This is a genomic window from Paracoccus aurantiacus, assembly GCF_007993065.1.
GTDB classification, from domain to species: Bacteria; Pseudomonadota; Alphaproteobacteria; order Rhodobacterales; family Rhodobacteraceae; genus Paracoccus; species Paracoccus aurantiacus.
The window spans coordinates 14,348-36,925 of record NZ_VOPL01000014.1; the positions used below are offsets into that span (position 1 = coordinate 14,348).

20 protein-coding genes are annotated in these 22,578 nt (G+C 61.6%); 7 read left to right on the forward strand and 13 right to left on the reverse strand.

The window, feature by feature from the left end:
- Positions 1-88: 88 nt before the first annotated feature.
- The 12 genes from FQV27_RS17965 to chvE form a co-directional block, all read right to left on the reverse strand.
- A complete protein-coding gene (locus tag FQV27_RS17965) occupies positions 89-1,069 on the reverse strand; it encodes an aldose epimerase family protein (protein WP_147101226.1) in 981 nt (326 codons plus the stop codon).
- On the reverse strand, positions 1,066-1,908 hold the full coding sequence (locus FQV27_RS17970; protein WP_147101227.1) for an SMP-30/gluconolactonase/LRE family protein: 843 nt from the start codon (positions 1,906-1,908) through the stop codon (positions 1,066-1,068). The genes FQV27_RS17965 and FQV27_RS17970 overlap by 4 nt, the downstream gene beginning before the upstream one ends.
- Positions 1,905-2,879 (reverse strand): galactofuranose ABC transporter, permease protein YjfF, encoded by a 975-nt coding sequence (gene yjfF, locus FQV27_RS17975; RefSeq protein ID WP_147101230.1) that lies wholly within the window; start codon positions 2,877-2,879, stop codon positions 1,905-1,907. The genes FQV27_RS17970 and yjfF overlap by 4 nt, the downstream gene beginning before the upstream one ends.
- Positions 2,876-3,886: an ABC transporter permease gene (locus FQV27_RS17980; protein ID WP_147101232.1), complete on the reverse strand. Its 1,011-nt coding sequence runs from the start codon at positions 3,884-3,886 to the stop codon at positions 2,876-2,878. The genes yjfF and FQV27_RS17980 overlap by 4 nt, the downstream gene beginning before the upstream one ends.
- A complete protein-coding gene (locus FQV27_RS17985; RefSeq protein WP_147101235.1) occupies positions 3,886-5,394 on the reverse strand; it encodes a sugar ABC transporter ATP-binding protein in 1,509 nt (502 codons plus the stop codon). The genes FQV27_RS17980 and FQV27_RS17985 overlap by 1 nt, the downstream gene beginning before the upstream one ends.
- Before the next feature lie 61 nt (positions 5,395-5,455).
- Positions 5,456-6,415, reverse strand: a complete 960-nt coding sequence (gene ytfQ, locus FQV27_RS17990) for a galactofuranose ABC transporter, galactofuranose-binding protein YtfQ (protein WP_147101238.1) — start codon at positions 6,413-6,415, stop codon at positions 5,456-5,458.
- A gap of 71 nt (positions 6,416-6,486) precedes the next feature.
- Positions 6,487-7,398, reverse strand: a complete 912-nt coding sequence (locus FQV27_RS17995) for a Gfo/Idh/MocA family protein (RefSeq protein WP_147101241.1) — start codon at positions 7,396-7,398, stop codon at positions 6,487-6,489.
- Positions 7,398-9,140 (reverse strand): L-arabinonate dehydratase, encoded by a 1,743-nt coding sequence (gene araD / locus FQV27_RS18000; protein WP_147101242.1) that lies wholly within the window; start codon positions 9,138-9,140, stop codon positions 7,398-7,400. The genes FQV27_RS17995 and araD overlap by 1 nt, the downstream gene beginning before the upstream one ends.
- Positions 9,141-9,149: 9 nt before the next feature.
- Positions 9,150-10,145, reverse strand: a complete 996-nt coding sequence (gene araD1 / locus FQV27_RS18005) for an AraD1 family protein (protein ID WP_281290038.1) — start codon at positions 10,143-10,145, stop codon at positions 9,150-9,152.
- Entirely contained in the window at positions 10,145-11,332 is a 1,188-nt protein-coding gene (mmsB, locus tag FQV27_RS18010; RefSeq protein ID WP_147101245.1) for a multiple monosaccharide ABC transporter permease, read from the reverse strand. The genes araD1 and mmsB overlap by 1 nt, the downstream gene beginning before the upstream one ends.
- Before the next feature lie 4 nt (positions 11,333-11,336).
- Positions 11,337-12,857: a multiple monosaccharide ABC transporter ATP-binding protein gene (mmsA, locus tag FQV27_RS18015; protein WP_147101247.1), complete on the reverse strand. Its 1,521-nt coding sequence runs from the start codon at positions 12,855-12,857 to the stop codon at positions 11,337-11,339.
- Positions 12,858-12,916: 59 nt separating this feature from the next.
- The gene (gene chvE, locus FQV27_RS18020) at positions 12,917-13,972 is read right to left on the reverse strand and encodes a multiple monosaccharide ABC transporter substrate-binding protein (RefSeq protein ID WP_147101250.1); all 1,056 of its coding nucleotides are present in this window, start codon (positions 13,970-13,972) and stop codon (positions 12,917-12,919) included.
- A 134-nt stretch (positions 13,973-14,106) separates the two neighbouring features.
- On the opposite strand from chvE, the gene FQV27_RS18025 reads away from it, so the two are divergent.
- On the forward strand, positions 14,107-15,078 hold the full coding sequence (locus FQV27_RS18025) for a LysR family transcriptional regulator (RefSeq protein WP_147101252.1): 972 nt from the start codon (positions 14,107-14,109) through the stop codon (positions 15,076-15,078).
- 66 nt (positions 15,079-15,144) lie between these two features.
- Here the strand turns inward: FQV27_RS18025 and FQV27_RS18970 are convergent, their stop codons facing one another.
- Entirely contained in the window at positions 15,145-15,585 is a 441-nt protein-coding gene (locus tag FQV27_RS18970; RefSeq protein WP_186827378.1) for a helix-turn-helix transcriptional regulator, read from the reverse strand.
- 142 nt (positions 15,586-15,727) lie between these two features.
- Here FQV27_RS18970 and FQV27_RS18040 point away from each other — a divergent pair.
- The 6 genes from FQV27_RS18040 (at position 15,728) to FQV27_RS18065 (ending at position 22,548) form a co-directional block, all read left to right on the forward strand.
- Positions 15,728-17,091 (forward strand): IS3 family transposase gene (locus FQV27_RS18040; RefSeq protein ID WP_147101258.1). Its coding sequence is split into 2 segments (ribosomal slippage): positions 15,728-16,076 and positions 16,076-17,091, totalling 1,365 coding nucleotides; the frame shifts between segments, so codons are not numbered across the junction.
- 536 nt (positions 17,092-17,627) lie between these two features.
- A complete protein-coding gene (locus tag FQV27_RS18045) occupies positions 17,628-17,975 on the forward strand; it encodes a hypothetical protein (protein WP_147101260.1) in 348 nt (115 codons plus the stop codon).
- Between the two features lie 72 nt (positions 17,976-18,047).
- Positions 18,048-18,932, forward strand: coding sequence for a hypothetical protein (locus FQV27_RS18050; RefSeq protein WP_147101264.1), 885 nt, complete (start codon positions 18,048-18,050; stop codon positions 18,930-18,932).
- 385 nt (positions 18,933-19,317) lie between these two features.
- Positions 19,318-20,613 carry an NAD(P)/FAD-dependent oxidoreductase gene (locus tag FQV27_RS18055; RefSeq protein ID WP_147101267.1) on the forward strand — a complete coding sequence of 432 codons (1,296 nt, stop codon included), beginning with the start codon at positions 19,318-19,320 and terminating at the stop codon, positions 20,611-20,613.
- Positions 20,610-21,398, forward strand: a complete 789-nt coding sequence (locus tag FQV27_RS18060) for a DUF1365 domain-containing protein (RefSeq protein ID WP_147101272.1) — start codon at positions 20,610-20,612, stop codon at positions 21,396-21,398. The genes FQV27_RS18055 and FQV27_RS18060 overlap by 4 nt, the downstream gene beginning before the upstream one ends.
- Positions 21,391-22,548, forward strand: a complete 1,158-nt coding sequence (locus FQV27_RS18065; protein WP_147101275.1) for an SAM-dependent methyltransferase — start codon at positions 21,391-21,393, stop codon at positions 22,546-22,548. Before FQV27_RS18060 ends, FQV27_RS18065 begins: the two co-directional genes overlap by 8 nt.
- The last annotated feature ends 30 nt before the right edge of the window (positions 22,549-22,578 follow it).

Consider the following 22,578-nt stretch of genomic DNA (forward strand, 5'->3'; position numbering starts at 1 on the left):
ACTACGACACCATCGCGCTAAATGACAGGCGCATCCGGTCAGCATCAGGCTGCGCAGTCGGCGGGACTGTTCCGCCAAAAGAAGCGTTTCATCGTCCGAAAACATAGCGCGTAGATGACGAATATGTCTCGCCCGGCAGAAGAATACAGGTCGGAAAGGCTGGCCGGTTGACCGCGTCCGGCCATTCCTGCGCCTCCAGCGCGACACCTGCATGAGCGCCGTATTGATGTCCGTCATGCCCCGGCAGATCGTCGATATAGGCGCCGTCATAAAGCTGCAAACCACAGGCCGTCGTTTCGATTGTCATTTTCAGACCGCTCGCGCCTGTCAGTTCGGCGACGCGGCGCAGCGGCTGCGAGGCGTCCGACAGGCAGAAATTGTGATCGAGGCCGGTATCGCCGATCGGACGGGCAGCGCGGAAATCGAATCCGGTTCCGGCAACAGGGGCGATGTCACCGGTCGGGATCAACTCGTCATCGATCGGAAGGTAATGCTCTGCGTCGATCCAAAGCCGGTGGTTTCGAATGTCGCCCGCGCCGTCGAGATCGAACAGCCCGTGATGCGTCAGGCTGCAGGGTGTCGCCGCATCGCTTCGGGCGGTCAGATCGAATGCTATGCCATCACTCGCAAGGCTGATCCGTGCCGCCATATCCATCCGGCCCGGAAACCCCATATGCCCATCGGGCAACGAGAGCGTAAGAGTGGCGCAGCTTTCAGACAGTTCCCCGATTTGCCAGATCTGAATATCGGCACCGTCATCGCCACCATGCAGCGTATGCTTGCCAAGAAAATTGCGGTCGGTCCGATGTTCCTGTCCGTCCAGCATGAACCTGCCCCCGCCAATCCGGTTCGCGACACGACCGACGATAGCACCGAAGTAGCGGGCTTTGCCAAGATAATGGGCGATATCGGGACAGCCGAGGATCACAGAATGCGCCACCCCCTCAATCCACAATCCTTGCACGATGGCACCCAGCGTCAGCACCTCGGCGCGCATCGGCCCGTTCCGCAGCGTGATCTGCGTGACCTCGCGACCATCCGGCAAGGCGATAACCCGCGTTGCGGTCATAACAGCACGCGTGGTTCGGGCAGTCCCGGAACAGAAGCGCGGGTAATGAACGTCAGCCCCTGAAAGCGGTCCGGCTGCCGAATGTCCTGAAGCGCGGTGGTCACCAGCACATCGCGCAAATCGCTGCCGCCATAGCTTGGGCAGCTGCTATGGGCCCCGCCGACGGGCATTTCATCCAGCCTTTCGCCGCGGCGTGAAAACCTGACAACCTTGCCCGCGCCCCAGCAGGCAACGCAGAAAGCGCCGGCGCTGTCGATCACCGCACCATCGGGGGACAGGCCCGCATCGGTCAGGTCAAGAAAAAGCGCTGGTTCCCCGACCGGCCAGCCGTCGGCATCCAGCCGCCAGGTCCAGACCCGGCTGATCGCCGTGTCCGCGAAATAGGCAGTCGTTCCGTCGGGGCTGAAGCAGATTGCGTTGGGAATGCTGATCGGTGCGATCAGACGGCGCAACTCGCCGCGATAATATCTGTAGATCGCGCCCCGGTCCGGCTCTCCACCCTTGCCCATCGTGCCGATCCAGAACCCGCCCTGCCGATCCGCGCGCCCGTCATTCGAACGTGTGGCGGTGTCGTCAGCCTCTATCGCGACAAGGGGGCGCAGGCTCTCGTCGCGCAGATCGAACAGCAGAAGCCCTGTCTCATCCGCGATCAGGAAACGGTCGCGATCCACCCAACCTGCGGCAGAGCTCATCCGGTCGAGCCGCCATTCCAGCGGGCCGCTTGCGTCCCGTGACAGAAGTCTCCGCCCCAGAATGTCGAACCAGAAGAACTGTCCCCGCTCTGGGTGCCAGATCGCACCCTCGCCCAATTCGCAGGGGCGATCATCGAAAACCTTCATGCGCCACCTCTGTTCAGTCGCGATTGTGACAGCTTCAGCAGGCCCTTCTGCAGCAGGATGAAGCCAAGCAGCAATGTGCCGATGACAATCTTTGTCCACCAGCTGGACAAGGTGCCGTCGAAGACGATGTATGTCTGGATCAGCCCCATCGTCAGAACGCCGATCAGGGTGCCGAACATATACCCCGCGCCGCCGGTCAGCAGCGTGCCACCGATCACGACGGCAGCAATCGCGGTCAGTTCGGTTCCGACGGTCGCCAGCGAATAGCCAGAACCGGTATAGATCGAAAAGACGATTCCCGACAGCCCGGCCATGAAACCGGAAAACGCATAGATCAGGACGGTCGTCCTGCCCTGCCGCACGCCCATCAGCCGTGCCGTCGCCTCGCCGCCGCCAAGCGCATAGACGCTGGCGCCGAAGCGTGTCCCATGCGCGATGATCGTGCCCCCAAGAACGGTCAGAAGCATGGCTATGCCGATCAGCGTCAGCCGCCCCTTGCCCGGCATCAGCCAATACGCGTCTTTCAAAGCCTCATAGAACGGATGCTGGATGGGGACGGATTCGATGGACAGCATATAGGCGGCACCGCGCGCCAGAAACATGCCGGCCAGCGTCACGATGAAGGCAGGCATCGCCAGCCGATAGATCAGAAACCCCATCGCCGCGCCAAAGGCTGTGGTCAGCGCCAGCAGCAGCGCAAACACGATCAGCGGATGCAACGAGGTGTCGCGCAGCAGAACGGCGATGAACACGCCCGAAAAGGCGATCACGCTGCCGACAGAAAGGTCGATCCCGCCCGACAGGATCACCAGTGTCATGCCCACCGCGACGATGCCAGGATAGGCGTTGTCGGTCAGCAGGTTGCCGATAACCCGTGTCGAGAGGATGTTCGGAAATTGCAGCCAGCACAGCAGATAGGCCAGCAGAAAGATCACGATGGTCGCGTAAAGGGGCAGGGCGCGCGTGTTCATGCCTGCCCCCTCGCCGCAGGCTGCGGTTCTCGACGTGAATTGCGCCAGACGCGCCATTCCGCGGCGATGCGTGGCGATTGCAGGACCAGAATAATCAGCACCAGCACCGCCTTGATGACCAGGTTGTATTCCGGCGGAAAGCCCGCCAGCAGGACGCCCGTGTCGATCGTCTGGATAATCAGCGCGCCCAGAAGCGACGCGATGATCGAGAAGCGGCCGCCGAGCAGAGAGTTCCCGCCGATCACGACCGCCAGAATGGCGTCCAGTTCCAGCCAGAGGCCCGCATTATTGGCGTCGGCACCGCGAATGTCTGCGGTGACGATGACCCCTGCCAGCGCCGCACAAAGGCCGGCAAAGACATAGACCGCGATTAGCAGAACCGTCGCATTGACCCCGGCCAATGCGCTGGCGCGGCGATTGATGCCGATGGATTCGATCAGCAGGCCAAGCGCCGTACGCCGTATCAGCGCCGCAACCCCGATCCCGGTCCCCAGCCACAGCCATGCCGGAACAGGAAGGCCAAGGAAAGTGCCGGAACCGATATAGGCGAAGGCGCGATCGCTGAAGGTCAGGATGCGGCCCTCGGTAATCAACTGCGCGATGCCGCGCCCCATGGTCATCAGGATCAGCGTTGCCACGAAGGGCTGGACGCCCACCACCGCGACAAGCGTGCCGTTCCAAAGACCCGCAAGCGCCCCTGCACCAAGTGCCAGCAGCAATGCAGGCAACAGCCCCATGCCGCCGGTAATGGCCGATGCCGCCACCGCACCGCAGATCGCCATGGTCGCGCCGACCGACAGGTCGATCCCTTTCGTGGCGATCACCAGCGTCATGCCGATGGACAGCAGCGCAACCGGCGCCACCCGCTTGAGAACGTCGATCACCGGCCCGACAAGCCGGTCGTCGCTGTAGGAAATGTTCAGAAAGCCGGGGAAGAAAACCGTCACCAGCAGCACTAGGGCTGCCAGCGCGATAAGCTGCGGGGCGAGGCGTTTCAGCAGCGTCATCACGCCGCCCCCCTGTTGCCGTCGTCACTGGCAATGGCGCGCATGATCTCGTCCCCGGTCACGAGCGGGCCTTCCAGCTCGGCAACGAAGCGGCGGTCGCGCAGGACCATCACGCGGTCCGCGACGGCGACCAGCTCGTCGATCTCGCTGCTGATGATAAGCACCGACATCCCCTGTTCTGTCAGCCGATGGATCAGGCGCAGGATTTCGGCATGCGCGCCGACATCAATGCCGCGCGTCGGCTCGTCAAGGATCAGGAAGCGCGGGTTCATCGCCAGCCAGCGCGCAAGAACCACCTTTTGCTGGTTGCCGCCCGACAGATCGCCGATCGCCTTTTCGCGGCCCGATGTGCGGATATCCAGCTTGTCGATATAGTCATCGGCCAACCGGTTCTGTTCGGACCGGGGCAGGGGGCGCGCCCATCCGCGCCGCGCCTGAAGGGCGAGGATGATATTCTCGCGGATTGACAGATCAGCGACGATCCCGTCGGTCTTGCGATCCTCGGGCGCAAAGCCGAAGCCCGCTGCTATGGCGGCTGGCGGCGATTTCAGGTCCAGTTCGCCGTTGGCATCACTGGCAGTGCCAGTCTGCGCGGGACGTAGCCCGAAAATCAGTTCGGCGCTTTCGGTCCGACCCGATCCCAGCAATCCGGCCAGTCCGACGACCTCGCCCCTGCCCACGACCATATCGAACGGCTCGATCACGCCACGGCGACCGAAATTCGTGAACCGCAGCAGCTCTGGCAGTGCCGAATGCGGTGCGTCCGAGGAAAGCTCGTCAACCTGATCTTCCAGTTCCCGCCCAAGCATATGTTCGATAAGCGACACACGGTTCAGGGCCGCTGTGCTTTCTGTCACAACCTTCCGGCCATTGCGCAGCACGGTGACGCGGTCGGTCAGATCGAAGACCTGATCCAGAAAATGTGACACGAAGATGATGTCAAGGCCCCGATCGCGAAGCCCGCGCACCACGTCGAAGACCATGCGCACCTCTGCCGCGTCAAGGCTGGCGGTCGGCTCATCAAGGATCAGTACCTTCCCGGACAAGGAAACCGCACGAGCGATCGCGATGATCTGCTGGATCGCCACCGGATAGCTGCCGAGATCGCGGCCAACGTCAATATCCAGACCATATTGGTGCAACATGCCCCGCGCCTCGTCACGCATCGCGCGGCTGTTGATAAGACCCATGCGGCGCGGCTCTCGGCCGAACATCAGGTTTTGCGCCACGGTCAGGTTGGGCAGCAGGTTTACCTCCTGATAGACGGTGCCGATACCCAGATCCTGCGCCTCGACGGTCGAGCGCGGATCGACCTCTGCACCGTCAAGGCTGATCGTTCCGCCATCACGTCGATAAGCCCCTGTCAGGCATTTGATAAGCGTCGACTTCCCCGCGCCATTCTCGCCCAGCAGGGCGTGGATCTCTCCGGCTTGCAGGTCGAAATCCACCTGATCCAGCGCGACCGTGCCGGGAAAGCTCTTGGTCAGTGAGCGGATGGATAGCAGCATGGCAGCGCCCTCATCTGACGGATGCTGCCGGGCGGCACAGGCGGTCGCCCGGCAGACAGGTTCAGTAACCCAGACCCTTGCGGGCCTCGTATTCGCCGGCGGGATCATCGGCCTGCGTGTACAGCTTGGATTCGGTCTGGATGAACTTCTCGGGCATTGTCCCGTCGGCCCAATAAGCCTCCAGCGCGTCAAATGCGGGGCCTGCCATATTCGGGGTCAGCTCGACCGTGGCATTCGCCTCGCCTGCGGCCATGGCCTGAAAGATGTCGGGAACGCCGTCGATCGAGACGACAAGGATATCCTCGCCGGGTTTCAGCCCGGCTTCCTTGATGGCCTGAATCGCGCCCACCGCCATATCGTCGTTATGGGCGTAAAGCGCGCAGATATCCGCGCCGCCATTTTCCGCCTGAAGGAAGCTTTCCATGACTTCCTTGCCCTGCGCACGGGTAAAGTCGCCGGTCTGGCTGCGCACGATTTCAAGGTTCGGATGATCCTTGATCGCATTCTCGAAGCCGGTCTTTCGGTCGATGGCCGGACTGGATCCGGTGGTGCCCTGCAATTCGACGACCCGGCACGGTTCTTCGCCCACCTGTTCGACCAGCCACTGACCGGCAACCTCGCCCTCATGCACCAGGTTTGATCCGACGGCGGTCAGATACAGGTCATCGCTGCTGTCGACCTGACGATCAAGAAGCACGACCGGAATCTCGGCCTCCTGCGCTTCTTCCAGTACGGAATCCCAGCCGGTTGCGACAACCGGCGCCAGCAGGATCGCGTCAACGCCCTGCGCAATAAAGGACCGGATCGCGGCGATCTGGTTTTCCTGACGCTGCTGCGCGTCCGAGAACTGAAGCTGATACCCACGTTGTTCGGCCTGATTCCGGGTCAGGGTTGTTTCGGCAGCGCGCCAGCCGGATTCAGACCCGATCTGCGAAAAGCCGATGGTCTCGCCCTCGGCGAATGCGGCAGTGCAGGAAATTGCCAGCAGAGCGGTCGATATGGTCAGTGCCTTGAGTTTCATCGTTTCCTCCCGTGGTTGTTATCGGGGCCCTTGCAGCCCCGCAGATCTGCGGATGCCTTCCCGTGCATCCGTCAGAATTCGAACGGCTCGACAGTCATTCGACGACCCAAAGTGAAGGCATCCGAGACGAGGACCATCGGCGACAGGTCGCATTCGGATTGTCCTTGCTGAACAAGTTCGGCCATGCGTGCGTAAAGCGCCGGATATTCGCCCATGATGCTGTCAGCGCCGCCCGACGGCTCGCCGTCCACCTCCAGCAGGTTGCCGCCCATCCGCAGCGCCAGACGTCCAGCATCGGTTTGGAATTCCATATCCCAGGTCTGCGGGCCTTCCTGCCGGAAGTCCAAATCGGCGGTGATGTTGCCCGACAGCGAAAGCCGCGCTGCGATGGGGGCCTGCCGGTTGTCAGGAAAGTCCAGGTCTGCGCCGGTCAGGTGGACGGGCTGGGGCAGGATCTCGGTCAGAATCGACAGCGCATTGATGCCGGGGTCGAATACGCCCATGCCGCCGGCTTCGAAGATCCAGTCCTGACCGGGGTGCCATTTGCGCACATCCTCGCGCCAGATGATCCGGCCCTCATGAATGGTCTTTCCTGCCAGCCACGCCCTAGCCGCCGCAACGGCATGTGCCATGCGGCTGTGCCATGTTGCGTAAAGGCTTACACCCTTCGCGTGGGCCATGTCCTGCAGGATATGGACCTCGGCCAGTGTTGCGCCGGGTGGCTTTTCCAGCATCAGGTTTCGGCCCGCCTGCAGCACCGCCTGCGCGACCTCAAAGCGCGGCACCGGTGGCAGGCACAGGCTGACGGTTGCGATGTCGGGACGAGCAGCCAGCATGTCGGTGATACCGGTAAAGGCCTCGACCCCGTCGACGCGACCGTGACGACTGATTGTCGCCGCCAGTTCCCAATCGGGGCTGGCCGCGATTGCGGGTACATGCTGATCCAGCGCGATCTTTCCTATCCCTGCCAGCGCAATTTTCATCAGTGACTGTCCCGTCCGACCGGATTGCCCCGGCAACCCTGCAGAAAGTCCAGATCCGCGCCGGTGTCGGCCCCCATGACATGCGCCTGATGCAGCCAGGCATAGCCGCTGTCAGGGCGTTCATGGCTGGGCTGCCATTCGGCCAGACGTTCGGCCAGTTCCGTATCGCTGATATCCAGATGCAGGCGGCGGTTCTGCACATCGAGCTCGATCATGTCGCCGTCGCGCACCACGGCCAGCGGCCCGCCCGCCGCCGCCTCTGGCGAGGTGTGCAGCACCACCGTCCCGTAAGCCGTACCGGACATGCGCGCATCGCTTATCCGCACCATGTCGGTAATGCCCTTGCGAAGAACCTTGGGTGGCAGGCCCATATTCCCGACCTCGGACATGCCGGGATAGCCCTTCGGGCCGCAATTCTTCAGCACCATCACGCAGGTTTCGTCAATATCCAGCGCCTCGTCATTGATGCGGGCCTTGTAGTCGTCAATATCCTCGAACACGACGGCGCGGCCGCGATGGCTCAGCAGATGTTCCGACGCGGCAGAGGGTTTCAGCACTGCCCCATTCGGCGCGAGGTTCCCGCGCAGCACCGCAATGCCGCCATGCGCTGTCAGCGGCTTGTCGGCGGGCAGGATCACGTCTTCGTTGTGGTTCTGGACGTCCTTGACCTCGTCCCAGATTGTCTCGCCGCTGACGGTCAGCGCGTCCTTGTGCAGCAGCCCTGCTTCGCCCAGGCGTTTCAGCACCACGGGCAGGCCGCCGGCATAGAAAAATTCTTCCATCAGATATTTGCCCGAGGGCATCAGGTTCACGATGGTGGCCACGTCGCGCCCGCAGCGGTCCCAGTCGTCCAGCGTCACATCGACGCCAACCCGACCTGCCAGCGCCAGCAGATGGATGACCGCATTGGTCGATCCGCCGATGGCCCCATTGGTGCGGATGGCGTTTTCGAAGGCGTCTTTCGTCATGATGTCGGAGGGTTTCAGATCGTCCTTGACCATCTGCACGATGCGCCGCCCGGAAAGCTGCGCCATGACCCGGCGGCGACTGTCCACGGCGGGGATCGCGGCATTGCCGGACAGCGCCATGCCAAGCGCTTCAGCCATCGAGGCCATGGTGGATGCGGTGCCCATCGTGTTGCAGGTGCCGGAGGACCGGCTCATCGACTGCTCGGCCTCCAGAAACTCGTCCTGCGTCATATCGCCAGCCTTCACGGCCTCGCTGAACTTCCACAGATGCGTGCCGGACCCCACCCGCTCGCCCCGGAAATAGCCGTTCAGCATCGGCCCGCCGGTCACAACGATGGATGGAATATCGGTCGAGGCTGCCGCCATCAGCAGGCTGGGCGTGGTCTTGTCGCAGCCGACCAGCAGCACGGCGCCGTCGATCGGCTGGCCGCGCATCGTTTCCTCGATCGCCAGTGCGGCGAGGTTGCGGAACATCATGGCGGTGGGGCGGAAGGTGTTTTCGCTGGCGGAAAAGACCGGAACCTCGACCGGGAAGCCGCCTGCCTCCCAGACGCCGGCCTTCACCTTTTCGGCCAGCTCGCGCAGATGTCCATTGCATGGCGTCAGGTCCGACCAGGTATTCAGGATGCCGATGATCGGGCGGCCGTCGAACAGATCATGCGGGTAGCCCTGATTTTTCATCCAGCCGCGATGATAGATCGTGTCGCGGGAATTGCCGCCATACCATTCCTGCGAACGCAGCTTGCGGGGCCATTCTGCCGGTTTGAATGTCATTGGACGACCCTAAAGTGCTGCGACGGCGACCGGGGCGGTCTGCGCGTCCTGCTGGGTGACGGGGTTGCGCAGCGGCAGGCCAAAGGCGTCGCAGGCGATTTCGAATTCGTCGCCGGGGCGCGTGGTGATGCCGTCCGCAAAGGACAGGGTCGCGGTGCCGAAGAAATGCACATGCACATCGCCGGGCTGGCGGAACAGGTCGTATTTGAAATGGTGATGTTCCAGATTGGACAGGCTGTGGGACATGTTCGCCTCTCCTGACAGGAAGGGTTTTTCCCAGATCACCTCGCCGTCGCGGATCACGCGGCTTTTGCCTTCGACGTGATCGGGCAGCGGGCCGACCAGCATTTCCGGCCCGAAGCTGGCGGGGCGCAGCTTGGAATGGGCGAGCCACAGGTAATTGCCGCGCTCCGTCACATGGTCCGAGAATTCGTTGCCAAGCGCAAAGCCCAGCCGGAAAGGGCTGCCATCTGGTGCGATGACATAAAGGCCCGCGATCTCTGGCTCTTCGCCGGCATCCAGCGCAAAGCCGGGGCTGGCAAGCGGCTTACCGGGGGCAGCAGCGGCAAAGCCGTTGCCTTTGTAGAACCATTCTGGCTGCGCCCCGACCTGTCCGCCGGCAGGCTTGCCGCCCTCGAGTCCCATGCGGAACATCTTCATGCTGTCGGTCAGATCCTCTGTCTCTATGGCCTTCTGATGCATCGCGTCGCGCGTCGCGGCAGAGCCCAGATGCGTCAGCCCGGTGCCGGTCAGGTGAAGATGCGCCGGGTCGGGATGGTCCAGTGGCAGGGTCACGCGGCCTTCGGACAAAGCCTGCCCGAGAGCGACCGCTTCACCCGTGCCGCGCGCCGCGATCTCGTCGGCGAGGCTGCGGCCTGCGGCGATTGCCGCCAGCGCCAGTTCTCGGGTGGACCGGGTGTCGGGAACCAGATGCGCGGCCTCGCCCTTGCGCATCACGACTGCACGCCCGCCATCAGGAAGCATTATCTGCGAAAGGAACATCATCAGGCTTCCTTGTTCTTGTTGTAGACGTCGAAGAAGACAGCAGCCAACAGAACCAGCCCCTTGATGACCTGCTGGTAATCAATGCCGATCCCCATGATCGACATGCCGTTATTCATCACGCCCATGATGAAGGCGCCCACGACCGCGCCGACGATCTTGCCCGATCCGCCCGCCATGGACGCGCCGCCGATGAAGACGGCCGCAATGACGTCGAGTTCCACCGCAAAACCTGCCTTGGGGGTCGCCGTGTTCAGCCGCGCGGCATAGACCAGCCCGCCAAGTGCTGCCAGAAAGCCCATGTTCACGAAGGTCAGGAAGGTCAGCCGCTCGGTGCGGATTCCCGAAAGTTTGGCAGCCTTGGCATTGCCGCCGACCGCATAGACGCGGCGGCCAAGGGTCGTGCGTTCGGTGATGAAGACATAGATCACGGTCAGCACGACCATGGACAGCATGACGTTCGGCAGGCCGCGGAACCACGCAAGCTTCCAGGTCACGAACAGCAATGCCGCTGCGACAATCGCGTTGCGGGCGACGAAGAGGCCGAAGGGCTCATCCTCGATCCCGTATCGGGTGTTGCGGGCGCGGGTGCGCAGGCCCAGCCATATCAGGATCAGGACGGTTGCAATGCCGACCAGCATGGCCAGCATGTTGGGCTTGTCCGCGCCGAACGGGTCGGGGATGAAGCCGTTGGCCAGCGACTGGAAGCTGGCCGGGAACGGCCCCACCGACTGCCCCGCCAGAAGCCAAAGCGACAGCCCGCGAAAGACCAGCATCCCGGCAAGCGTCACGATGAAAGAGGGGATCTTCCAATAGGCCACGAAATAGCCCTGAGCCGCCCCGATCGCCGCGCCGCAGGCAAGGCTGGCGATCACGGCGACGATCACCGGCATGTCCCATTGCACGATCATGACGGCCGCGAACGCGCCGACAAAGCCCATGACGGACCCGACGGACAGGTCGATATGCCCCGCCACGATCACCATCAGCATCCCGAGCGCCATGATGATGATATAGCTGTTCTGCAGGAACAGGTTGGTGATGTTGACCGGGCGCAACAGGACGCCGCCGGTCACGATCTGAAAGAAGATCATGATCGCAATCAGCGCGAACAGCAGCCCGTATTCGCGGATATGCTTGGAGATATAGGCACCAATGCCGATCCCCGAGGCTTTTTCGACTTGTTCCATGCCCCTACTCCCTGACGATCATCGACATGATGGCTTCCTGACTGGCCTGATCGGCTGTCAGCTCTCCCACGAAGCGGCCCTCGTTCATCACATGGATCCGGTCGCACATGCCCAGCAGTTCCGGCATCTCGGACGAGATCATGATGACGGCTTTTCCCGCCGCGCTCAGTTCGTTGATGATGCTGTAGATTTCATATTTCGCGCCGACGTCGATGCCGCGCGTCGGCTCATCCAGGATCAGCAGTTCGGGTTCGGTGAACAGCCACTTCGCCAGAACCACCTTTTGCTGGTTGCCGCCCGACAGGTTCATGACTTTCTGGAAGACTGACGGCGTGCGGATGCGCAATGCGCTGCGATAGCCCTCGGCCACTTCGGTCTCGCGGCTTTCGTCGATGACACCACGCTGTGACACGCCGGGCAGGTTCGCCACGACCGTGTTGCGCCTGATCGTATCTTCAAGGATCAGGCCAAGCGTTTTGCGATCCTCGGTCACGTAGGCCAGACCTGCATTTATCGCGCGGTCCACGGTCGAGACATCGGCAGGCTTGCCATGCATCAGCACCTGACCCGAGATATTGCGGCCATAGGATCGGCCAAAGATGCTCATTGCCAGCTCGGTTCGGCCCGCACCCATCAGGCCTGCGATGCCCACGACCTCTCCTGCGCGGACGGTCATCGAGATGTCGTCGATCACCTGACGTTCGGTCTGTTCGGGATGCCAGACATTCCAGTTCTTCAACTCGAAAACCGTTTCCCCGGCACGGCGTTCGCGTTCCGGATAGCGATGCGCCATGTCGCGGCCGACCATGTCGCGCACGATCCGGTCTTCGGTCAGATCGCCGCCGCGCGCATCGATGGTGGAAATGGTGGCACCGTCGCGTATCACGGTCACGCTGTCGGCAACGCGGCGGACCTCGTTCAGCTTGTGGCTGATGATGATCGAGGTGACGCCCTGCGATTTCAATTCCAGCAGCAGGTCAAGCAGCGCCTGACTGTCTGCTTCGGACAAAGCGGCGGTGGGTTCGTCAAGGATCAGCAGGCGCACGTTCTTTGACAGGGCCTTAGCGATTTCCACCAGTTGCTGCTTTCCGACGCCAAGGCTGTCGACCTTGACCCCCGGCGCTTCGCGCAGGCCCACCTTGGCCAGCAACTCTTCGGTCAGGCGGAAAGTTTCGGGCCAGTCAATGACGCCGCGGCTGGCGCGTTCATTGCCCAGAAAGATGTTTTCCGCGATGGACAGAAGCGGCACCAGCGCCAGCTCCTGATGGATGATGATGATGCCGCGATCCTCGCTGTCGCGGATGCTGCGAAACTCTGCCATGCTGTTGTCATAGTGAATTTCGCCGTCATAGCTGCCGGCCGGATAGACGCCCGACAGCACCTTCATCAGGGTGGATTTGCCTGCGCCGTTCTCGCCGCAGATGGCGTGAATTTCGCCCTCGCGCACCGACAGGCTGACATTGTCCAGGGCCTTGACCCCCGGAAATGTCTTGGTGATGTTCCGCATTTCCAGAAGCGCGTTCATGGCGACGTTCCCCCGAAGGTCAAGGGCCGTCCGGTCAAGCCGGGCGGCCCGCCGGTCGATTACTCGATCTGGTCCTTCGTATAGTAGCCGGACCCGACCAGCACCTCTTCCCAGTTCGCCTTGTCGACGGCCACCGGCTCCAGCAGATAGGACGGCACAACCTTGACGCCGTTATCATAGGTTTCGGTGTCGTTGATTTCCGGCTCTTCGTCTTTCAGCATGGCGTTGACCATGCCGACCGTGACCTTTGCCAGTTCGCGAGTGTCCTTGAAGATGGTCGAATACTGTTCGTCCGCAAGGATCGACTTGACCGACTGCACTTCGGCATCCTGACCGGTCACGATGGGCATCGGCATGTCGCCAGAGCCGTATCCGACACCTTTCAGCGACGACAGGATACCAATCGACAACCCGTCATAGGGTGACAGCACGCCCTGCACCTGCTTGTCGGTATAGTTCGCCGACAGAAGGTTATCCATCCTGGACTGCGCCACCGCGCCGTCCCAACGCAGCGTGCCGACCGTGTCCATGCCTTCCTGACCCGACGGGATCACGATTGATCCGTCGTCGATCAGCGGCTGCAGGACCGACATCGCGCCATCATAGAAGAAGTAGGCGTTGTTGTCGTCGGGGCTGCCGCCGAACAGTTCGACATTCCACGGCTTCACATCCGGGAAGCGTTCTTTCAGGCCGGCCACCAGCGTATTCGCCTGCTCGACCCCGACCTTGAAGTTGTCGAAAGTGGCGTAGTAATCGACATCCGGCGTGTCGCGGATCAGGCGGTCATAGGCGATGACCTTGATATCGGCGGCCTTGGCATTTGCCAGCGCATTTGACAGCGTCGTGCCGTCGATGGCCGCGATCACCAGCACGTCCACGCCCTTGGTGATCATGTTCTCGACCTGGGCCAACTGGTTCGGAATGTCATCCTCGGCATATTGCAGGTCGGTGTCGTAACCGGCGTCCTGGAACTGCTTGACCATATTGTTGCCGTCGTCGATCCAGCGGGCCGACGACTTGGTCGGCATCGAGATCCCCACGGTTTCGGCGATTGCCCCGGTCCCAATGGCCGATGCACCGATTGCCAGAACGGCGAATACGGTTCTGAAATTCATGTTTTCCTCCCTGCTGTGACCTCTCGGGTCACTTGAGCTGTCCCGGCGACCTCCCAGCCGGTGCGAAGAATGTTAACAACCGCTTCGCATAATGGTAAAATGCAATTTCAGACCATTTGCATACCGGAAATGTTATGTCCAATCTGCCGCCCCGAATGATGCTGAAGCCAAATCAGCTTCGGCTTCTGCGCGCGATTGAGGATCACGGGAAACTGCAACTCGCCGCCGAAACCTGCGCGGTCAGCCAGCCTGCCGCGTCGCGTATGCTGGCAGAGACCGAACGGCAGTTCGGCGCCCCGCTTTTTGTGCGGCACCCAACCGGAATGGAGCCGACCGAGATCGGGCGGCAAACGCTGCGCCACGCGCGCACGATCCTGCGCGAACTCGATCACATGGGACGCGATGCCCTGGCCCTTCGCGAAGGCAGGGCGGGCACGCTTCATATCGGCGCAGTGACAGGCCCTGCAGTCCGCTTTCTGGTCAGCGCAATCCGCGAAATCAAGCGGACAGCGCCGGGCGCGGATATCAGCGTCGATGTCATGCCCTCGCGCGATCTGCTGGAGCATCTTGTCGCGGGCGACATGGACTTCGTCGTCGGTCGTATCCTGCCCGAGTTTGACAGCCGCGATTTTGATATCGTGCCGCTCGACGAAGAGCGGGTCCGGTTCCTTGTCCGCGCGGACCATCCTTTGGCGCGTGCGCCCTCCGTCACCCTGACAGAGATTGCTGACGCCGAGTGGATCATGCAGCAGCGGGGCGCGCCGATCCGCGAAGCGGCTTTGGCTGCCTTTGCGGATGTCGGTTTGTCAGAGCCGGCGAACATCGTCAGCAGCCCCTCACTTCTTTTTACGATCGCCTATCTTGCACAAAGCGATGCGATATCGCCGATCTCCGAAGAGGTGGCAGAGCTGCTGATCGCGCATCCGATCCGCGCACAGCTGGCCCGCCTGAAAGTCGGGCGCGTCGTCCGCGTGTCGCCGTATTATCTGCTGAATCTGCGCCGTCGCCCGCTGACGCCACTGATGCTGAGCTTCCGACGCGCATTACTGAATCACGCCAACGCAAACGGTGGTTACGAGCAGCCCCATCCAGTTGGCCCGGCCTGACGCAGGGTACCGCTTTTCGAGGTCGTGACCCTTGCGGACTAGATGCGGTAAAACCTTCTTCCGAATTCAAGGCTTTGGCCAGGCTACGGATTTTAGCAGGGCAACGAGGGCATGCTGCTGATGTGTATTCGTTTTGCTGAATACGACCTCTGCATATTTGCGTGCTGTCGATATGCTGATCCCGGCCTCTGCTGCGTATTTCTGAAGGCTGATCCCGCGCGCCAGCGCCAATGCGAGTTGTGCCTGCGCGGGTGTCATGTCCAGCAGTTCCTGCAACAGTTCACTGTGTGGCAGGTTAGCAGCTTCACGCAACTCTACCGCATGCAGCAGAATATCTCCTCCTACACATATATCTCTAGCGTTCCGAGCAAGCGGGGACAGATATAGTGCGATTGGCGGGCGACCGGCGGCGCTTGCAATTGCGATCGGTTGAACGGGGTCATCGCCGACCTGCAGTCGGGTCAGCGCCTGCTGAAATTTTGAATGGGCTGCGCGGTCCGACAGCAATAGCCGTCCAAAAGCGCCAATGCGCAGAGTGTCTGAAACTGCGTCGAAGGCTTTGTTTGTCCCCCGTCAGCGCCTACGGCACAGATTTGAGGTTGTGATTTGAGGAGGATTTGGGCTTCGTCGTAGTGACGAAGGAACGAAGATGAAGCCCAAATCCTCCAATACAAAATCGCCGACCAAGCCCCCTGCAGATCGAGTGGTCAAAGACATCCGGCGTCAGACCCGTCGCCATTTCTCGGCCGAGGACAAGATCCGGATCGTGCTGGAAGGCTTGCGCGGTGACGACAGCATCGCCGAGCTGTGCCGCAAGGAAGGGATCGCCCAGAGCCTTTACTACAACTGGTCGAAGGAATTTATGGAAGCGGGCAAGCGCCGCCTGGCGGGCGACACTGCCCGTGCCGCGACCACCGGCGAGGTGCAGGACCTGCGTCGCGAAGCCCGCGCACTGAAGGAATGCGTGGCCGATCTGACGCTGGAAAACCGCTTGCTTAAAAAAAGCATGATCGCGGATGGGGGCGACGACGAATGAGGTATCCCGCATCCGAGAAGCTCGAAATCATCCGGATCGTCGAGCAGTCTCACCTGCCCGCCAAGCGCACGCTGGACCAGCTCGGCATTCCCCGCCGGACGTTCTATCGCTGGTATGACCGTTACCTTGAAGGCGGGCCGGAGGCGTTGGAAGATCGGCCATCGGCGCCGAGCCGGGTATGGAACCGCATCCCGGCGGGCATCCACGACCAGATCATCGAGCTGGCGCTGGAACAGTCCGAGCTGAGCCCCCGAGAGCTGGCCGTGCGCTTCACCGACGAGCAGCGCTACTTCGTGTCGGAAGCCACGGTTTACCGGCTGCTCAAGGCCCACGACCTGATCACCAGTCCGGCCTATGTCGTGATCAAGGCGGCCGACCAGTTCCACACGAAGACCACCCGCCCGAACGAGATGTGGCAGACCGACTTCACCTACTTCAAGATCATCGGGTGGGGTTGGATGTATCTCTCAACTGTCCTCGACGACTTCTCGCGCTACATCATCGCCTGGAAGCTGTGCACCAACATGCGGGCCGAGGACGTGACTGACACGCTGGACCGCGCCTTGGCGGCTTCGGGCTGCGACAGCGCCACCGTGCTGCACAAGCCCCGGCTGCTCAGCGACAACGGCCCCAGCTACATCGCTGGCGAACTGGCGGAATACATCGAGGCCAACAAGATGAGCCATGTCCGCGGCGCCCCGTGTCATCCCCAGACCCAGGGCAAGATCGAGCGCTGGCACCAGACCCTGAAGAACCGCATCTTGCTCGAAAACTACTTCCTGCCCGGCGACCTCGAGGCCCAGATCGAGGCCTTCGTCGAGCACTACAACCACCAGCGCTACCACGAGAGCCTGAACAACGTGACGCCCGCCGACGCCTACTTCGGCAGGGCGCCGGACATCCTCAAACAACGTGAAAGGATCAAACGACAAACCCTCGAATATCGGCGCTTGCAGCACCGCAAGCTCGCTGCATAACATCATCCCAAAGACGAGGCCCGCTCTCCGCTAATCCACGCCCCGAGTTGCGCCAAATGTTCTGACGACGGACAGGTGGGTGGAGCGAAAACGGCAAGGGCGTCGTCGCGGAAAGCAAGAATGGCGACGGGATCTATGCCACGACCGCTTCATCCAAGAAATGCGCGATCGTTGCGCATAACGGCGGGACGCAGACCGCGAAGGGCCCTGAAGGTTCTGGCGTTCTGGGGGTAACGTTGTCGCCCGGTGGTGCTGGCATATTCGGCACAAACAATTCCCGGGGGACAAGCGGTGTCGGGGTTCAGGGCAACGGACCCGAAGCCGGGGTCTCGGGTTGGAGCGAAGGCGGAATTGGCGTTCGCGCGCTGAGCGGGGGTGTCGGGTTATTTGCGCAGGGCGGCACAAATGCGGCAGAGTTTGTCGGCAATGTGCAAGTGAAAGGGGATGTCAACGTCACCGGCGATGTCAGGCTCGTAAACGCCGATTGCGCGGAGTCATTTGATATAGCTGTCAGCGATGTCGCAGCAGGCTCCGTCATGGTTTTCGACGAAGCGGGCGAATTGCGACCGTGCGACAAGGCGTATGATCGAAAGGTCGCTGGCGTCATCTCAGGCGCCGGAAGCTATCGTCCGGCGCTGATTCTGGATCAGCGGGACACCGGGCGGCCTAGGCTGCCGATTGCGTTGATGGGGAAGGTATATTGCCTGGTCGATGCGGCTTTCGGCCCGATTTCGGTCGGGGACATGCTGACGACATCTCCTACGGCGGGCGCCGCGATGGTCGCAGCAGATCCAGAGCAGGCTTTCGGCTGCGTCATCGGCAAGGCCCTTGCGCCGCATGTCGAAGGCGTAGGCATGATTCCCATCTTTGTTTCCATGAGGTGAGAGGCTGCGTTTCATGACAATGCCACAGCAAAACATGAATTGACTGCCGCATAATCTGTTGGAGTTGGAAGAATGTCGTTTTCAAATATTACTGAACGCGCTGGAATTTCGCGAACTGTCGGCTTGCGCGAGGTTGCGGGTATGACGCACTCGTCGCGTCAGGCAGTCGTATCGCTTCGAGAGATACTTGCAATACCAGCGCCGGTTTTCGACGCGTTGATCGCGATCCGCCGTTTCGAAAGTTCGAGCAGCAAAGGCCTGTTTCCAAAAATCTCTAAGTCCAAACTCGTCTCGGACCTTCGAAAGACCGTCCGAGATCCACTGCAGGTCGATCAGCAGTCCACGCCGTTCTGCGGGCCAGCTTCAATCGCATACGAGCTGGTGCGCCGCGATCCTGCGGAATTCGTCAGGGCATGTCAGGAGATATACGAGACAGGAGCTTATCGTGTTCGGGGTGAGAAAATAGAGGCTTCCGGCGATCTGAAAGGAAGCCGTAGCCCGATATCGGCAGCGGACTGGATATTCTGCGCCACACTGCGTGATGAAGCGAATCTTCTCTTCGACGTCGATGCTGACGAAGGCGCCCTGGTCAACGGGCTTACGACCTCTGGAGAGATGGAAATGTGGACGCGCGTCGTTCTCGGGATGAGGTCGCAGCATAGTCACGGGTCTACTTTCTCCGGTGAAGTGAAGGCTCTGCGAAGCGCTCAATCGTCGATCGACCGCGGCGGAGTGGCTTTTCTGAAGATCCACTCCGACATGCTCAATAGGCCCGGTAGCGACAGTGATCCGAAGTTTCCGGATCACTGGATCGTTCTTCATGGCGAGACCGATATAGGTCCCGGCGATCACGGTCGCGTCAGCTTCCGAGCATACTCGTGGGGCAAGGAACATAAAGTAAACCTCCCGAAGAAGCGTTTTGAAAATCTGATGTGGGGTTCTGTGGTCGGGTATTAAGGCCGACTGCGCAACGCGGCGGAGATCCGCAGGTTTGACGCGAGACGCCGGGGCTTGCCCGGCGTTTCGGCGTTCCTTTCGACCGAAGTGGCGACCTTGGTCACACAGCGCTCAGCAAACGGATTGCATGCCGCTAGCACTACGGATATCGACGGGAACTAGACTTCACAAGATCGTGAGCGGTGCAACAAAACGCGCGCCGTCCAGCGTCACTTGAACACCAGTCGCTGGGAAGTTTAACGCTAGTTCAGAAGTTCACGATGACCGCAACGCTCATACCTGCCGGGGCCTGCGCAACGCGCGTGTCAGGCTATACCGCTAATAAACTAGTGACGTCGCAGGCGCCCGCGCGCGGCATCCGCTGCGGCGATTCGGGTGCATCGCGATGACAGCTCCGGGCCGGCCCGGTAGGAAGCGCATCGCGATCATCGGCAGCGGCATTTCGGGGCTTGGTGCTGCCTGGCTGCTGGACCCGCATCACGATATCACCCTGTTCGAGGCGCAGCCTCGCCCCGGTGGCCACGCCCGCACCGTCCGGGCAGAGGGCGTGGACGTCGATACGGGCTTCATCGTCTGCAACCGGCGCACCTATCCACTTTTTGTCCCGTTGATGGAAAGGCTGGGCGTGCGATTGGCGCCAAGCGATATGTCTTTCTCGGCCAGTTTTGAGGGCGGGCGCTACGAATATGGCACCTTTTCGACGCGCGCGCTGTTCGCCCAGCCCATGTGTTTGGTGGACACGCGGCATTGGCGGCTTATCCGCGATATTCTGCGCTTCTTCAGACATGCCCCGGCCCATCATGCGCATGCAGGCAGCATCGGCGACCTGATCCGCACGCTGAGCCTTGGGGAAGATTTTCAGAATCGGTTTCTGCTGCCGATCTCGGGCGCGATCTGGTCGACGCCAACGGCCGAGATGATGCAGTTTCCAGCCAGCGCCTTCGTGCGCTTCTTTGACAATCACGGCCTGCTATCGGTGAAGGGCCAGCCGCAATGGCTGACCGTCGCTGGTGGCTCGCAGGCCTATGTTACTGCAATTCTGAAGCAAATTTCGGGCGATGTGAGGCTTTCCTGTCCGGTTCGCGCCGTAACACGAATGCCTGACGGGGTCGAAGTCATCAGCGCGCGCGGGAAAGAGTGTTTCGACAGGGTTGTTTTCGCAACCCATGCGCCGCAGGCTTTGGCGATGCTATCGGATGCCGGCCACGATGAGATCAACGTTCTTGCAGCGTTTCGCACGCAGCCCAACCGGATGGTGCTGCATTCCGATCCCCGCCTGATGCCGAGACGCCGTTCGGTATGGGCATCGTGGAATTACGTCACCCGAGGTGCCACCACCTCCACTGATCGTCCGATCAGTCTGTCCTACTGGATGAACCGGCTTCAGAACCTGCACACGTCGCGACCATTGATCGTCACGCTCAACCCCGAGATCGAGCCGAAGCGCATCCATGACGAAACGATTTTTGCGCATCCGCAGTTTGATGCGCCTGCCATTGCCGCGCAGGCAAGGCTGCCCGGTATACAAGGCCGCGGCGGTATATATTACGCTGGTGCGTGGACCCGATATGGCTTTCACGAGGACGGGCTTCTTTCTGCGCTGCGCGTTGCGCAGGCGATGGGGGTGGAATGGCCCCTTGGACAGGACCCTTGGGCTGACAGCGCAACGGTTGCCGCATGAGCGTCGATCTGTGGGATTCTGCCCTGATAGATGCGTCGATCTGGCATTCACGGACTGGCGATGTTTCGCGGCAGTTCCGGTATCGCGCGCTTTACGTGGCCTTGCCGGTCGATCAGCTCGAGTCCGGGCGCTTGCCGCTTCGTCCGGACAGTCCCGGCCTGTGGCGCCTGCGGCGTCGTGACCACGGACACCGTGACGGCAGCAGGCTGACGGCCTTCGCCGAGGCGCAGCTCGCGCCGGTCGGGCTGGCCCATTGCCGCATCACGCTGGTTACGATGCCGCGTGGGTTGCTGCACGGTTTCAACCCCGTCAGCTTCTGGCTTGCGCGCGATCATGGCGGCCTGCGCGCAGTCCTGGCGGAGGTGTCGAATACCTTCGGCGAAAGCCATGTCTATCTTTGCCGTCATGCCGACAATCGCGAAATCAGGCCTGGTGACCGGCTGAGAGGCAAGAAAATGTTCCACGTTTCGCCGTTCCTGCCGCGTGAGGGGCATTACGTCTTTCGCTTCGATACTAGGCCGGGGCGGTTCGGGGCCTGGATCGACTGGTTCGGGCAGGACGGAAATCTGTCGCTTCAGACCTCGATGACCGGCAAGGCGCGGGCGCTGACGCGAACGTCACTTCGCCGTGCTGCGTTTCGCCATGCCTTTCAACCGCTGCGCGTTACCGGGCTGATCCACTGGCAGGCGGCGAAGCTGTTCTCTCGTGGCGTGCGCTATCGCACCAAGCCCCCGCAGCTTGCGATACGCCGATCTGACGCGGTGACGGAGAAGCCGGATGTTTGAAGATCGTATCAGATCGAAATTCCTGAGCAGCCTGGAAGGTATCCGCTTTGGCAAACTGCACCTGACCACCCCTGACGGGACGGTGCGTATATTCGCGGGCGAAGAACCGGGGCCTGATGCAGCACTGACGATCCACGACTGGCGCATGGTGCCTGCGCTCGCGGCAAAGGGCGATATCGGCCTGACCGAAGCGTATCGCGACGGCTGGTGCGATACGCCTGACTTGACAGCGCTGCTGACCCTGGGCCTGATGAATGAAGATGCGCTCGACCGCTATATCTATGGCAAGCCTTTGCAGGCGCTCGCGATGCGGCTGCTTTACCTCTTGAACCGCAACACGCGTTCAGGTGCCCGGCGCAATATCTCGGAGCATTATGACCTGGGCAATGAGTTCTATCGCCTTTGGCTGGACGAAACGATGACCTATTCATCGGCGCTTTTCGCGGACGGCGACGATCTGGCGGCGGCGCAGAGACGGAAATACGACCGCATCATCGACGGTCTTGCGGGTGAATCGGGTCGCCTGCTGGAAATCGGGTGCGGCTGGGGCGGCTTTGCCGAACGTGCGCTTCAGCGCGGGGACTTTGCGCCCAAGGGCCTGACGCTTTCGACCGAACAGGCTGCCTATGCCCGCGCGAGGCTGGGGCAGGGTGCCGAGATCGCGCTGCAGGATTATCGTGACGAGCAAAGCCGTTTCGACCATATCGTCTCGATCGAGATGTTCGAGGCCGTCGGCGAAAGATACTGGCCGGTCTATTTCGGCAAACTGGCTGGGGCGCTCACGCGGCAGGGCCGTGCGATGATCCAGACGATCACCGTCGCGGATCGCTATTTCGACCGCTACCGCAAAGGCGGCGACATGATCCGCAGCTTCATCTTTCCGGGCGGAATGCTGCCCTCGACATCGCGCTTTCGGGCCGAGGCAGAACGCGCGGGCCTGCGGATCGAGGATGCGTTTGGCTTTGGCCGCGACTATGCCCGCACCCTGTCGCACTGGCTGGACCGGTTCGATTCGCGCCGCGCGCAGGTTCAGGCAATGGGTTTTGACGACGCGTTCATCCGCGTCTGGCGGTTCTATCTTGCGGCCTGCATCGCCTCATTCTCGGTCGGGCGGACAGAGGTGCTGCAATACCGCCTGGCTCATGCATGATGCCGCCGCCACCGGATTTTCGGCGCAGAA

Excerpts from the sequence above, each read along its gene's own strand:
- araD (WP_147101242.1), bottom strand. The coding sequence starts at position 9,140 with ATGACATTCAAACCGGCAGAATGGCCCCGCAAGCTGCGTTCGCAGGAA.
- FQV27_RS18050 (WP_147101264.1), top strand. The coding sequence starts at position 18,048 with ATGTCGTTTTCAAATATTACTGAACGCGCTGGAATTTCGCGAACTGTC.
- FQV27_RS17970 (WP_147101227.1), bottom strand. The coding sequence starts at position 1,908 with ATGAAGGTTTTCGATGATCGCCCCTGCGAATTGGGCGAGGGTGCGATC.
- chvE (WP_147101250.1), bottom strand. The coding sequence starts at position 13,972 with ATGAATTTCAGAACCGTATTCGCCGTTCTGGCAATCGGTGCATCGGCC.
- FQV27_RS17985 (WP_147101235.1), bottom strand. The coding sequence starts at position 5,394 with ATGCTGCTATCCATCCGCTCACTGACCAAGAGCTTTCCCGGCACGGTC.
- FQV27_RS17995 (WP_147101241.1), bottom strand. The coding sequence starts at position 7,398 with ATGAAAATTGCGCTGGCAGGGATAGGAAAGATCGCGCTGGATCAGCAT.
- FQV27_RS18060 (WP_147101272.1), top strand. The coding sequence starts at position 20,610 with ATGAGCGTCGATCTGTGGGATTCTGCCCTGATAGATGCGTCGATCTGG.
- FQV27_RS18065 (WP_147101275.1), top strand. The coding sequence starts at position 21,391 with ATGTTTGAAGATCGTATCAGATCGAAATTCCTGAGCAGCCTGGAAGGT.
- FQV27_RS18025 (WP_147101252.1), top strand. The coding sequence starts at position 14,107 with ATGTCCAATCTGCCGCCCCGAATGATGCTGAAGCCAAATCAGCTTCGG.
- mmsB (WP_147101245.1), bottom strand. The coding sequence starts at position 11,332 with ATGGAACAAGTCGAAAAAGCCTCGGGGATCGGCATTGGTGCCTATATC.
- FQV27_RS18045 (WP_147101260.1), top strand. The coding sequence starts at position 17,628 with ATGGTTTTCGACGAAGCGGGCGAATTGCGACCGTGCGACAAGGCGTAT.
- FQV27_RS18055 (WP_147101267.1), top strand. The coding sequence starts at position 19,318 with ATGACAGCTCCGGGCCGGCCCGGTAGGAAGCGCATCGCGATCATCGGC.
- ytfQ (WP_147101238.1), bottom strand. The coding sequence starts at position 6,415 with ATGAAACTCAAGGCACTGACCATATCGACCGCTCTGCTGGCAATTTCC.
- FQV27_RS17965 (WP_147101226.1), bottom strand. The coding sequence starts at position 1,069 with ATGACCGCAACGCGGGTTATCGCCTTGCCGGATGGTCGCGAGGTCACG.
- araD1 (WP_281290038.1), bottom strand. The coding sequence starts at position 10,145 with ATGATGTTCCTTTCGCAGATAATGCTTCCTGATGGCGGGCGTGCAGTC.
- FQV27_RS17980 (WP_147101232.1), bottom strand. The coding sequence starts at position 3,886 with ATGACGCTGCTGAAACGCCTCGCCCCGCAGCTTATCGCGCTGGCAGCC.
- yjfF (WP_147101230.1), bottom strand. The coding sequence starts at position 2,879 with ATGAACACGCGCGCCCTGCCCCTTTACGCGACCATCGTGATCTTTCTG.
- mmsA (WP_147101247.1), bottom strand. The coding sequence starts at position 12,857 with ATGAACGCGCTTCTGGAAATGCGGAACATCACCAAGACATTTCCGGGG.